Origin of the sequence: Microcystis sp. LE19-195.1E (assembly GCF_027532095.1) — a bacterium.
GTDB classification, from domain to species: domain Bacteria; phylum Cyanobacteriota; class Cyanobacteriia; order Cyanobacteriales; family Microcystaceae; genus Microcystis; species Microcystis aeruginosa.
In genome coordinates this window covers 1-10,084 of sequence record NZ_JAPZSZ010000283.1, presented here as the reverse complement: position 1 = coordinate 10,084, position 10,084 = coordinate 1, and the positions used below count along the sequence as shown (strand labels likewise).

Genomic DNA, 10,084 nt, shown 5'->3' with positions numbered 1-10,084 from the left:
CGTTTAAACCCATGGCAGGATACTTACGATAAGACTTTAAATCAAGACTATCCACCTTTATCAGATTTTCCTAATCAGCAAGCTGAAATGGATTTTAAACAAGAAGGAATTAGTTTATGGAAACAGTTATGTCTTGAACTGGCCCCAGATTATGAAGTTTTCTACCAAAATGAAGGTCAATTGTTCAGACATCCTAAGGAAATAACCACAAAATCTACAGTACAAAAAATAACAGTTTGAGTATCATCACCCTCGGAACATTAGGCGCAGCTTCAACCCTGAAGCGCCAACTAAAACCCTCTTAATCCACTGAAAAAGAAACCACAAAAGTCGGCTAAATTGCCTCTCAAAATACCATCAATGCCCCTTCATTCAATCTTGAGGGGGTTTATTTTTTTCTTCATCAACAATCTGTAAAACACTGCTGTATAAAGGTGCAGCCACCCAAAATCCTGCTTGATCAATCAAAGCGTCTAGCAAGGGTTTCACCTCAGAGATTAACCCTCGATTCTTCGCCTCAACTAAAATCCCCAGAATTCCTGTGTATCGAAGATTAAGTCTAGCAGCAATTCTACGACCACGACGCTCATCAATCAAAACTTGATCTGCTCCCAACTCAAGTGCTAAAGCAATAGCCTCAGCTTCTCCCTTATCTAGTTCATCAGCAAGAGCTTCAATCACTGTGCGGTTAGTTACCGTTCGAGTTTGAATCCAATCTAAGGTTTGTACCTCTATTGAACCTGCTACTGGAAAATCAGGCTCAGTTAATTCTCGATAAACTGCTTCAGGAATAAAAACTATTTGGTAAAGTTGTTGTAGCAGATGAAGTTGATTAATGGCGGCAAGATTGTTGATAGGGGATGTATCACTGACAACAATCACAATCTTCCCATCTCCCGCAAGTTCTTAATATCCTGTTCAAAATCTTCGACATCGTAGTGTACCGGAATTTGACGACTTGCAAGTAGGTGTTGAAAAGCAATACGATTCATTCCTGCAAATCGACTCGCTTGAGCAAGGGTGAGCTTCTCTTTTTGAAAGAGCATGACCGCAATTTCCTGCCTCATCTCAGCTTCAGTCATGCGTGTTGCACTGAGAATTTCATCGGAGATATCAATACTCATGGCTATAACCCTATCTATCCTTTCCTATTGGAATAATATCATAACCTCCTTCATTTAGTCAGTTGAGGGGGTTTATTTTTTGCGTCTCTTCCTCTTACACATTTTACACATTAAGAATCGGTTTTATGCTATTGAGTTACCAAAGCTAATAGAAGAGGCTTTATTATCAGTTGCCAACTAAAACCCTCCCAATCCACCGAAAAAGAAACCACAAAAGTAGGCTAAATTGCCTCTAAAAATACCAGAAATGCCACTTCAATCAATCTTGAGGGGGTTTTATTGTATAATTGAAGGGTGAGTAAACTAGATCAAATTACACAATCTTGAGCTATAATCGGCAATGAGGTCGAATCCGAACAACGATCAGAAAAAACTCCTGATTGCTGAACTTAAAAAAGCAGCAATCAAACATACCCCAGAAAATATTATCATAATTACTCAAGATCCTAGCGGGAAAATTGTTTTTCTAGAAACTGGAAAAGCAGGTGACAAAGGTTCTGGATTGCTGCATATTCTAGAAAATCATCGAGAAGATTTTCTCCAGAGAGGTATTACTGAAGAACAAATTCCCGATTTAATTGTAACAGCTATTAGTGAGGGAAAAATTATTGGCATACAAGGAAAAAGTCGCATAATTTATCAAGTAGAAATCAATGGAATTATTCAGTATGTTTCTCTAGAAATTAGTCATAATGGTTACTTAGTGAGTGCTAATCCAACTCCAACTCGATTAATTAACAAACTTATTCAGGAATGATAGTTATGGCAATCAGAATCAAACTTTGGGCAGATTATGGAAGTTACCCACTTTGGGGAGTAGATGAAATTGATAACATTGCTCCTGAAGAATTGCCATTAAGTCAAGCAACTATTCAGCGTTTAAACGCATGGCAGGATACTTACGATAAGACTTTAAATCAAGACTATCCACCTTTATCAGATTTTCCTAATCAGCAAGCTGAAATGGATTTTAAACAAGAAGGAATTAGTTTATGGAAACAGTTACGTCTTGAACTGGCCCCGGATTATGAAGTTTTCTACCAAAATGAAGGTCAATTGTTCAGACATCCTAAGGAAATAACCACAAAATCTACAGTACAAAAAATAACAGTTTGAGTATCATCACCTTCGGCTCTAGCGCAGCTTCAACCCTGAAGCGCAAACTAAAACCCTCCCAATCTAACGAAAAAGAAACCACAAAAGTCGGCTAAATTGCCTCTAAAAATACCATCAATACTCCTTCAATCAATCTTGAGGGGGGTTTGTTTTTTTATATCTCTTTTTTGGCAATAGATGCTATAATGAAAGGCCACTCTTTAAGATTGCTTGATCGATCGTGGACTTTGAGATTATCAGCGATATTACGAATATCGAGATTATTGCCACAGGAACAGGAATTCGTAATCGGGAACGGTTGCAAAAACAGTATGGCAAAGGTAAATGGAGAAAATTAAAGGGCATAGCCCAAGTTCAGCTTGCCAATGGTATAGTAAGGTTAGCTGAAGTCCATTGGTAGGAAGCTCATGGCATCGGCAAAAAAGAATTTAAGCTCAAGCTACCGTTTCTAGATTGACCATGAAAATAGAGTCATCTCCAACAAATAAGTTCGCAGTTTGTCTCAATAATGAAGGCTACGAAGCTTCACTAGAAGTTGGCAAAATATACCGCGTTATCCCTGATGAGACCGCAGAAATAAACAGTCTAATTCGGGTTATTGATGAAAGTGGTGAGGATTACGCTTTTTCTGTGAATCGGTTTCATGCTATTGAGTTACCAAAGCCAATAGAAGAAGCTTTATTATCAGTTGCCAACTAAAACCTTCTCAATCCATCGAAAAAGAACCGACAAAATACGTTCTTTGTCCCCTTTCTCCTGTAAAGTTTCTTGATGGGTTTGTCTGAGTTTAGCCTGATTGATAATGATAGCGAGCTTGTAAAAAATAAACCTTATTTCCTGTGACTTTATAAACTAAACGATGCTCTAAATCGATCCGTCGTGACCAAGTGTCGGCAGCAATATACTTAAGAGGTTCGGGTTTACCCAATCCTGTAAACGGATCGCCATCCAAAATATCTGCTACTAAGTCTAAGATTTTATCGCCTTTTTTCGGTTCGTTCCGATACCACCAAGCTAAATCTGCTTTGAAATCAGGACTAAAAACGGGCAAATAACCATGAATAGGATTGTTTTGAGGTTTATCTGGCTTATTTTCTCTTTTAGGACTCAATTCCTAACTCCTCTTTCAATTCAGCTAATGTTTGAGGAGTTGCATCTTCTGTCTGGGTCCATGCTAAAGAGCGAAATAAGCGTTGGGCATTTTCTGGCGATCGCAATAAATAAACACACTCTAATAAACTGGAAAGCTCATCTTCAGCAATTAAGGCCACATTTTTCTGATTGCGACGCTTAATGACGATAATTTGAGATTCGTCACACACCTGATCTAAGAGACTCGCTAAATTCATTCTCGCCTGAGAGTAGGTGGTTTCTTTGCTTAACATGATTTTTAGGGGATACTTGTACGACCTTATTGTACAATTTCAAGCTCTTGAACTCCCCAAAAACCCCAAAATCCGAAGGGAGGAGAATGTAAAGATTTATAAAATTGTAGCTCAGGCTACAGCTTAGTTTAGTTTTGTGTGTACTCTATTGTCGTACAGCTTTGGTGTTGGGTTGGGCTGTTCCTTAGCCAAACCTAGAAAAGCCAACAGTTCCACCGATTCAGGGAGATGAACTGATTGGCCGGAGGGATATTAAGCTGTTGACTATCTGAATTGCTCGTTAAGACTGCAAGGGAGAAGGGAGCAGGGAGAGAAAGTTCGAGCATTTGTACTAAAAATTCCAATACGCAGTTTAAATTCAGCACAGCTTATCCCCAGTCTATCAGCTAGTTGGTGCGGGACGGGATTTTCTGAATCGACAACCCACAGAAGCCGCTATCTTATTTCCACAACAAGTTCCTTTCCTAAAGCTTTGACGTATTTTTCTAAAGTAGAAATACCGACAGATTCCACATTCTCTTCTAGGTTGAAAACTGTTGCTTTATCCCAATTTAACTTACGCGCTAATTCTTCCTGAGTCAGTCCAGCTTCTTCTCTTGCCTGTGCTAAGATAACTCCCAGCTTGAAACTGAGATAACCAGACTCGAAGCCTTGGCAAAATTGACTGTCAGTTTGTTTTCTCCTGTTAATATATTGTTCTACATCACTCATCGTCGAATCTCCTGTTTAAGTAGTCTCGTTTTCGTTGCTCTGCCAAATAAATCTCTTGAGATGGTGTTTTTTGAGTCTTTTTGGCAAATCCGTTCGTTAAAATAATTAAATCACTTTCTCCAAAAAAGCCCAGCAGACGGAATATATTATTGCCAATCTGAACCCTCACTTCCCAAATATCATCAGTATTGACTAATTTTTTCAGGTATTGACTCGGGACAGAATCTAACTCCTGAATTAAGCGTAACACCCACAACACTTTTTGAGCTTGTTTTCCAGACAGAGAATTTAAAAAATCTTCAACGGGGCTGGCTCCTGACTGGGTACGATAAAAAACAATCTCCTTCATATAATAATCAGTTTAAGAAAACATTTCAATATTTTAGTGATGCCATTTCATTGGGATTGTAGTGATTCCATATCGCCAGTCATTGGTTGTGCATTATCTTACATCGTCATTCAATAAGTAGTCGTGCCAAATAAATTTCCTAGTGAAGATGGGCACTCATGCAAGAGGTAGTTAGATATGTGGTAAGGATTCAGGTGCCTCAAATGCAGTCACAGAGCGGCTTCTCAAATCTCAGAACTCGCTAAACTAACAGTTTCATTCTCAATAAGCACGAAAATTAAGCCTTTCAGCGTTTCTTAATGAGAATGAGGATTTGGCCATAATTCGCCTAAATGCTTACACAGCATGGGTTTGACTGCTTTTTGTATGACCTGAATCCTTACGATATGTGTAATTAATTTTGCTTAGGTACTTAAAATTGTCAGAGTTGTGCAAGTGTCGGAATATTTTTCCCTGCTAAAACCGAACGAATGACACTAATTATAACAAAATAGAGAATCCGCAGCTCTCTTAGGTTTGGTGGGTAAAATGTATTCTGAGATACAGTCTTGGGGCAGTTGAGTCCCGTCAGTTAATATTGGTCCTTATTCTGGTTGTCCTCTAACTTCGGAAATCATCTGGGCGTTGAGGATGGGTTTCTTGGCGGGGAGTGGGAGGGGATGTCGCTATTGTCCAAGGTGGATAGCTGCCAGGGAGAGAAATATAAAGATTTATTAAATTGTAGCTTTTGATACAGTTGTGGGGGGGGGAGAAATTACAACCGGAATATGTAAACTAAATTGAATATCTGATGAATAACAAATTTACCCATAGTTTCTTGGGGGTCTTCGCCATCGCTACCCTAGGAACGGCAGTTTTACCAAATCAAGTTCAAGCTTCTACAATATTTCTAAACAGTGGCCAAGTGGGTCTAAATTCCGGAACACCGGGTCAAACAGATAAGCTAAGACGCATTTAAAGCACTTATTCTTAAGATTAGCCGAATCTCCCCCAATCCCTTTACTGTTGCCTCTTGCCTCTTGCCTCTTGCCTCGTCTCAACAAGCAATTTAAATGCTTAACAGCTTACCAACATTACCTACTGGACATTGGGAGCATCTGTAAATCCACTGTCACTAAATCCCTTCACTGCGGCCGATTTTGCCAAAGCGCAAGGGATAGGTTGTTCCGGCCTCGATATATGCGGTTCTGCCAAGGTAGTTGCACCTTTTCTCCCTCCTTGGGTTTGGATTCCTTCTCTCCCAAGCGCTCCCAATGCGCGATGGATTAACTGGCAGGTCGACCTGTCACCGAGTTTTTATGGTTCTCCAGCAGCTTCGGTGCTATATGCCTATCGTTTTAACGTACCTGAACCAACCATCAACAGCGCTGCGATCGAGATGTATTGGGCAGTAGATGATATTTTGGGAGAATACACTCCAGCGAACGCGAATGGCGGTCCACCACCATATTTTTCTGATCCCAACCCAATTGGAGTATATATTAACGGTAATCTTCTTAGTAGTAGTTTCAGCGGTGCGGGCCGTAATCCAGAATATTCTGCTTCTCAATCTGGAATTGAGGGTTTGTTAAACCCAGGACAAAACTGGCTTTATGTTTACCAAAGAGATGCTGGCGGTGCGTATAGCGGTACTATTTTCGGCGCACATATCAGTGTTAATGTTCCTGAACCCAATTCTCTTATTGGTCTTGCAGTCCTCAGCACACTCGGTGCAGCTTCAACCCTCAAGCGCCAACTAAAACCCTCTAAATCCACTGAAAAAGAAACCACAAAAGTAGGCTAAATTGCTTAGTAAAATACCATAAATGCCCCCTTCAATCAATCTTGAGGGGGTTTATTTTTGGCATCTATTAATACTTCTAAAAACTGTCAAACTTATTAATGATGTCTTGAATTTGCTGCGCCGGGATGTCTGTTTGGTCAGATTTGGCATAGATGAGGAGCATCAAAACACAACTATTGTCTTTAAGTTGATAGATAACACGATAGCCGCTACTTTTGCCCTTTTGAATATCACTGTTTTTGAGGCGAACTTTAAAGACAGTCTAGCCTATTCCTGGTATTTGATCGCCGATGAATTTGCCTATCTGAAGGTCATCAATTAGGGGTTGTAGGTCAGTACGAATGCTCCGATAGCGTTTGGCGAGGATGCGAAGTCGATCCTTGAATTGATCAGAGAAAAGGAGCTTAATAGAGGGAATTTCTTCAGTCATTTGTGCCATCCCAGAGTTCAGAGATGGGATGTACTTGGCCCTCTTTAGCTTGCTGAAGAGAAATACGAAGACTGGTGAGGATGAGTTCTTTTGGTTCGTCGTCGGGGTCCGTGGGTGGAGTGAGGATATTACGCGATACTAGCAATTGGTAGAAATCATCGATCGCCATTCCCGTTAGTTCAGCTGCTTGTTCAAATTGAAGACGTTGCTGCTGATAAAGCATGATAGCGATTTCCGTGAGCATTTGAGCTTCAGTCATTTGTACTGTTTGCAGAAGTTCAGCGGGAAGGATGAGGTTCATAGAGGTTTCATTAAGTGGCAGTAACTTCATTGTATCGCCATGAAAAAGTAACCACAAAAGTAGGCTAAATTGCTTCTAAAAATACCATCAATGCCCCTTCAATCAATCTTGAGGGGGTTTATTTTTTTGCCCGTGTTTCCACATATTCTCGCAGGGCGCGATTAATACTGGTCTGATACCCCTCCTCTTGTGTGGCCTGGGTTTTGAACCAGTCTATCAGGTCAGCATCAAGGCTTAGGGTGATCTGCTGTTTGAGCGGACGATAAAACACACCACGCCGCGCCTTGCTCCAATCTCCCGTAGCCTCCGGGATCAGATCTGTGCGGATAGGCTCTTGTGACGCCGCTAGAGCGTCAATTTCAGCCTGTATCTCTGGCGGTACTGGATTACAATCTCCCTTCTTCATAAGCCCTCCTTTCATGGGCTGTTGCCCTGCGTGCGCTAATAATTCGTCCCGTTTCTTCTCCTGTCACCGAATCAGACTCCGGCCAAGTATGCACCACAAACACAGTCAATTTACCGATCAGTCCGATAGTCTGCCAGCGTTCTTCCTCTGGGTATGGATCGGGACAGCTGACAGCGAGAGGATCGGCAAAAACATATTGAGCGGCTTCAAAGCTCAAGCCGTGATCGCGCTTGTTTGTCCGATTTTTGTTGTCGTCCCATGTCCACTTCAATTTTACTCTCCAAATGTAGCTATATTATGGTTACTACATTAATTTTTATCAACATTGTATTTGCGCTAACGCAATCGCAATAAAATTTACCCCTGTCGGGATCATAACATTATCCAGATATAATGCCAGTATCACTACCGATTTAGCAGCAAGAGCAAGCTCAACAAATTACTCATCATCAAAAGATAATAGTTTGAGCGGTATGTGTTAATTATCATCCCTTTCGGCTCCGGCGCAGCTTCAGCCCTCAAACGCCAACTAAAACCCTCTAAATCCGAAGAAAAAGAAACCACAAAAGTCGGCTAAATTGCCTCTAAAAATACCATAAATGCCCCTTAAATCAATCTTGAGGGGGTTTATTTTTTCCTTTCGCTTATTAAACAACTATCACCTCGTTGCTAGGGTCTCCCTGGCAACGCATTTCCAGAGGTTCTACCTTGGCACGAGACAAAGCATTGATGATCACACAAGGTCGAGAAGAGCCAAATAGCCAATTTAGTGCCAAAATTAGGAGTAGTTTATTCTTCTATACCAGTTAAAAATATGCAAGTTAAAGAGCTAACCGTTGAAGAACTCAAGCTCCTCATTCAAGAAACTGTTGCCGAAACTATCCAATCTATCTTACTCGATCCTGACCAAGACAAAGAAGTCAAACCTGAAGTTAAGCAACAACTTCTTGACTCTCTAAGACGGACTGAAATAGGAGAAAAGGGGGTTTCAGCCGAGGAAGTAGCCAAAAAATTAGGATTAAACTGGTAATGGCTTACTTGGTAGAATTTAGCCGTGAAGCAATCGCTGATTTAGAAGCACTCGCTCCTATCATTCAAGAGCGAATTTTGCGGAAAGTTCGCTGGTTGTCGGATAATTTTGAAAATGTTAGTCCTCAAGCTTTAAGTGCTAATTTGAGTGGTCTTTTCAAGCTTCGAGTCGGTGACTATAGAATTATCTATTCTTTTGCACCCGAAGCAGAACGCATTACCATCCACAAGGTTGGACATCGCCGAGATATCTACAGTTGATAAAATACTGTGTTTGAGAGTAGGTGGTTTCTTTGCTTAACATGATTTTTAGGGGATACTTGTACGACCTTATTGTACAATTCCAAGCTCTTGAACTCCCCAAAAACCCCAAAATCTGAAGGGAGAGGAATATAAAGATTTATTAAATTGTAACTTTTGATACAGTTGTGGGGGGGGAGTGTGTATTGTTCTACTATCCGCCTTTGGTGTTGGGTTGGGTTGTTGCTTCACCTAGCTGCGAGGGGGCGAACACTTATGTACTGAGTAGCGAATGGTGATGAAAAAAGGATTTTTCAGATGGCTACCAATTTTAGCCTTAACTACAGCTTTATCTTCTAACTTCTATCAGAATCACGATGATATTGCTCAAGCCCGTAATTTGAGACGTGTAAGCAATGGTTTTGCTTTCGAGATTCAGAATTGTAATAAAGACAATAATTCTGTAGTTTGTACTTTTATGGTTGCAAACTTAGGGGAAGTCAGAGATCTTACTTTTTATCCCAAAGACTCTATCATCATTGATTCTACCGGCAAGCAATTGACGGGATCGGAGGGCCGTATTGGAGGAATAGGTCGTGATCTAGTATATATGAGAGATATGCCTTCTAGAGTCCCCATTAACGGAAAAATTCTCTTTAAAGGAAATTTGCCCGGAAGAATCGTTTATCTGCGATTAGTAGGTTCTGGTTTCTCAGTTGAATGGAGGTAATATATTACCTCGTTCTCAGGTTCTACCTGAAGATTTTTCCTGTGGCAGCAGCATTGAGATTCGTAGGTTGGGCTGACGCAAGGAAACCCAACAACTTCCTGGAATATTTTCACAATTTTTGTTGGGTTTCGCCTTTTGAGCCGATGGGTAATACCTGAGCAATAATGATAGCTCAACCCAACCTACGGCTCGATTAATTAACAAACTGATTCAGGAATGATAGTTATGGCAATCAGAATCAAACTTTGGGCAGATTATGGAAGTTACCCACTTTGGGGAGTAGATGAAATTGATAACATTGCTCCTGAAGAATTGCCATTAAGTCAAGCAACTATTCAGCGTTTAAACCCATGGCAGGATACTTACGATAAGACTTTAAATCAAGACTATCCACCTTTATCAGATTTTCCTAATCAGCAAGCTGAAATGGATTTTAAACAAGAAGGAATTAGTTTATGGAAACAGTTATGTCTTGAACTG

The 10,084-nt window shown here is 40.6% G+C and carries 19 protein-coding genes and 2 pseudogenes; 11 read left to right on the top strand and 10 right to left on the bottom strand.

The genetic code is table 11. The features are described from left to right. Nucleotides 1-240 (top strand): immunity protein CdiI family protein (locus O9300_RS15905; RefSeq protein WP_287972678.1); only part of this gene is annotated, 240 nt, incomplete at its 5' end. A gap of 132 nt (nucleotides 241-372) precedes the next feature. Here the strand turns inward: O9300_RS15905 and O9300_RS15900 are convergent. Beyond that, nucleotides 373-882 (bottom strand): PIN domain-containing protein, encoded by a 510-nt coding sequence (locus tag O9300_RS15900; RefSeq protein WP_149989692.1) that lies wholly within the window; start codon nucleotides 880-882, stop codon nucleotides 373-375. Then, nucleotides 879-1,124 (bottom strand): UPF0175 family protein, encoded by a 246-nt coding sequence (locus O9300_RS15895; protein WP_002748168.1) that lies wholly within the window; start codon nucleotides 1,122-1,124, stop codon nucleotides 879-881. The genes O9300_RS15900 and O9300_RS15895 overlap by 4 nt, the downstream gene beginning before the upstream one ends. A gap of 340 nt (nucleotides 1,125-1,464) precedes the next feature. Here O9300_RS15895 and O9300_RS15890 point away from each other — a divergent pair, with 340 nt between their 5' ends. The 5 genes and pseudogenes from O9300_RS15890 (at nucleotide 1,465) to O9300_RS15870 (ending at nucleotide 2,939) form a co-directional block, all read left to right on the top strand. Next, complete coding sequence (locus O9300_RS15890; RefSeq protein ID WP_002759905.1) at nucleotides 1,465-1,881, top strand: hypothetical protein; 417 nt, start codon at nucleotides 1,465-1,467, stop codon at nucleotides 1,879-1,881. 5 nt (nucleotides 1,882-1,886) lie between these two features. Further along, entirely contained in the window at nucleotides 1,887-2,240 is a 354-nt protein-coding gene (locus O9300_RS15885) for an immunity protein CdiI family protein (RefSeq protein ID WP_036402756.1), read from the top strand. Nucleotides 2,241-2,260: 20 nt separating this feature from the next. Continuing rightward, nucleotides 2,261-2,335 (top strand): annotated as a pseudogene (locus O9300_RS15880) (PEP-CTERM sorting domain-containing protein); the annotation flags it as partial. Between the two features lie 125 nt (nucleotides 2,336-2,460). Beyond that, nucleotides 2,461-2,640, top strand: a complete 180-nt coding sequence (locus tag O9300_RS15875; protein WP_190720315.1) for a hypothetical protein — start codon at nucleotides 2,461-2,463, stop codon at nucleotides 2,638-2,640. Between the two features lie 59 nt (nucleotides 2,641-2,699). Continuing rightward, on the top strand, nucleotides 2,700-2,939 hold the full coding sequence (locus O9300_RS15870) for a hypothetical protein (protein WP_002751846.1): 240 nt from the start codon (nucleotides 2,700-2,702) through the stop codon (nucleotides 2,937-2,939). Nucleotides 2,940-3,027: 88 nt separating this feature from the next. On the opposite strand, the gene O9300_RS15865 is transcribed toward O9300_RS15870, so the two are convergent. The 4 genes from O9300_RS15865 to O9300_RS15850 all read right to left on the bottom strand — a co-directional run bounded on the left by O9300_RS15865 (nucleotide 3,028) and on the right by O9300_RS15850 (nucleotide 4,685). Beyond that, the gene (locus O9300_RS15865; RefSeq protein ID WP_079207250.1) at nucleotides 3,028-3,351 is read right to left on the bottom strand and encodes a Txe/YoeB family addiction module toxin; all 324 of its coding nucleotides are present in this window, start codon (nucleotides 3,349-3,351) and stop codon (nucleotides 3,028-3,030) included. Beyond that, on the bottom strand, nucleotides 3,341-3,625 hold the full coding sequence (locus tag O9300_RS15860; RefSeq protein WP_002763754.1) for a type II toxin-antitoxin system Phd/YefM family antitoxin: 285 nt from the start codon (nucleotides 3,623-3,625) through the stop codon (nucleotides 3,341-3,343). Before O9300_RS15860 ends, O9300_RS15865 begins: the two co-directional genes overlap by 11 nt. 435 nt (nucleotides 3,626-4,060) lie before the next feature. After that, complete coding sequence (locus tag O9300_RS15855) at nucleotides 4,061-4,336, bottom strand: helix-turn-helix domain-containing protein (RefSeq protein ID WP_190720324.1); 276 nt, start codon at nucleotides 4,334-4,336, stop codon at nucleotides 4,061-4,063. Next, nucleotides 4,329-4,685: a type II toxin-antitoxin system RelE/ParE family toxin gene (locus O9300_RS15850; RefSeq protein WP_190720327.1), complete on the bottom strand. Its 357-nt coding sequence runs from the start codon at nucleotides 4,683-4,685 to the stop codon at nucleotides 4,329-4,331. Before O9300_RS15850 ends, O9300_RS15855 begins: the two co-directional genes overlap by 8 nt. Nucleotides 4,686-5,772: 1,087 nt before the next feature. Between O9300_RS15850 and O9300_RS15845 the strand changes: the two genes are divergently transcribed. Then, nucleotides 5,773-6,468: a PEP-CTERM sorting domain-containing protein gene (locus O9300_RS15845; protein WP_287972672.1), complete on the top strand. Its 696-nt coding sequence runs from the start codon at nucleotides 5,773-5,775 to the stop codon at nucleotides 6,466-6,468. A 76-nt stretch (nucleotides 6,469-6,544) separates the two neighbouring features. On the opposite strand, the pseudogene O9300_RS15840 reads toward O9300_RS15845, so the two are convergent. From O9300_RS15840 to O9300_RS15825, 4 genes and pseudogenes are all read right to left on the bottom strand, one after another. Continuing rightward, nucleotides 6,545-6,898: pseudogene (locus O9300_RS15840) on the bottom strand (type II toxin-antitoxin system RelE/ParE family toxin). Continuing rightward, nucleotides 6,891-7,229: a UPF0175 family protein gene (locus O9300_RS15835; protein WP_287739164.1), complete on the bottom strand. Its 339-nt coding sequence runs from the start codon at nucleotides 7,227-7,229 to the stop codon at nucleotides 6,891-6,893. The pseudogene O9300_RS15840 and the gene O9300_RS15835 overlap by 8 nt, the downstream one beginning before the upstream one ends. 88 nt (nucleotides 7,230-7,317) lie before the next feature. Continuing rightward, complete coding sequence (locus O9300_RS15830; RefSeq protein ID WP_287732221.1) at nucleotides 7,318-7,605, bottom strand: BrnA antitoxin family protein; 288 nt, start codon at nucleotides 7,603-7,605, stop codon at nucleotides 7,318-7,320. Continuing rightward, a complete protein-coding gene (locus O9300_RS15825) occupies nucleotides 7,586-7,876 on the bottom strand; it encodes a BrnT family toxin (protein WP_287732219.1) in 291 nt (96 codons plus the stop codon). The genes O9300_RS15830 and O9300_RS15825 overlap by 20 nt, the downstream gene beginning before the upstream one ends. Before the next feature lie 543 nt (nucleotides 7,877-8,419). Here O9300_RS15825 and O9300_RS15820 point away from each other — a divergent pair. The 4 genes from O9300_RS15820 to O9300_RS15805 all read left to right on the top strand — a co-directional run. Next, on the top strand, nucleotides 8,420-8,635 hold the full coding sequence (locus O9300_RS15820) for a hypothetical protein (protein ID WP_002771553.1): 216 nt from the start codon (nucleotides 8,420-8,422) through the stop codon (nucleotides 8,633-8,635). Beyond that, on the top strand, nucleotides 8,635-8,895 hold the full coding sequence (locus O9300_RS15815; protein ID WP_190720341.1) for a type II toxin-antitoxin system RelE family toxin: 261 nt from the start codon (nucleotides 8,635-8,637) through the stop codon (nucleotides 8,893-8,895). The genes O9300_RS15820 and O9300_RS15815 overlap by 1 nt, the downstream gene beginning before the upstream one ends. A gap of 271 nt (nucleotides 8,896-9,166) precedes the next feature. Further along, the gene (locus O9300_RS15810; RefSeq protein WP_287972667.1) at nucleotides 9,167-9,604 is read left to right on the top strand and encodes a hypothetical protein; all 438 of its coding nucleotides are present in this window, start codon (nucleotides 9,167-9,169) and stop codon (nucleotides 9,602-9,604) included. Between the two features lie 225 nt (nucleotides 9,605-9,829). Next, on the top strand, nucleotides 9,830-10,084 hold a 255-nt coding region (locus tag O9300_RS15805; RefSeq protein ID WP_287972665.1), incomplete at its 3' end, for an immunity protein CdiI family protein.

Coding starts and splice junctions, on each gene's coding strand:
- O9300_RS15895 (WP_002748168.1), bottom strand. CDS start 1,124: ATGAGTATTGATATCTCCGATGAAATTCTCAGTGCAACACGCATGACT.
- O9300_RS15890 (WP_002759905.1), top strand. CDS start 1,465: ATGAGGTCGAATCCGAACAACGATCAGAAAAAACTCCTGATTGCTGAA.
- O9300_RS15885 (WP_036402756.1), top strand. CDS start 1,887: ATGGCAATCAGAATCAAACTTTGGGCAGATTATGGAAGTTACCCACTT.
- O9300_RS15870 (WP_002751846.1), top strand. CDS start 2,700: ATGAAAATAGAGTCATCTCCAACAAATAAGTTCGCAGTTTGTCTCAAT.
- O9300_RS15860 (WP_002763754.1), bottom strand. CDS start 3,625: ATGTTAAGCAAAGAAACCACCTACTCTCAGGCGAGAATGAATTTAGCG.
- O9300_RS15855 (WP_190720324.1), bottom strand. CDS start 4,336: ATGAGTGATGTAGAACAATATATTAACAGGAGAAAACAAACTGACAGT.
- O9300_RS15850 (WP_190720327.1), bottom strand. CDS start 4,685: ATGAAGGAGATTGTTTTTTATCGTACCCAGTCAGGAGCCAGCCCCGTT.
- O9300_RS15835 (WP_287739164.1), bottom strand. CDS start 7,229: ATGAAGTTACTGCCACTTAATGAAACCTCTATGAACCTCATCCTTCCC.
- O9300_RS15830 (WP_287732221.1), bottom strand. CDS start 7,605: ATGAAGAAGGGAGATTGTAATCCAGTACCGCCAGAGATACAGGCTGAA.
- O9300_RS15820 (WP_002771553.1), top strand. CDS start 8,420: ATGCAAGTTAAAGAGCTAACCGTTGAAGAACTCAAGCTCCTCATTCAA.
- O9300_RS15815 (WP_190720341.1), top strand. CDS start 8,635: ATGGCTTACTTGGTAGAATTTAGCCGTGAAGCAATCGCTGATTTAGAA.
- O9300_RS15810 (WP_287972667.1), top strand. CDS start 9,167: ATGGTGATGAAAAAAGGATTTTTCAGATGGCTACCAATTTTAGCCTTA.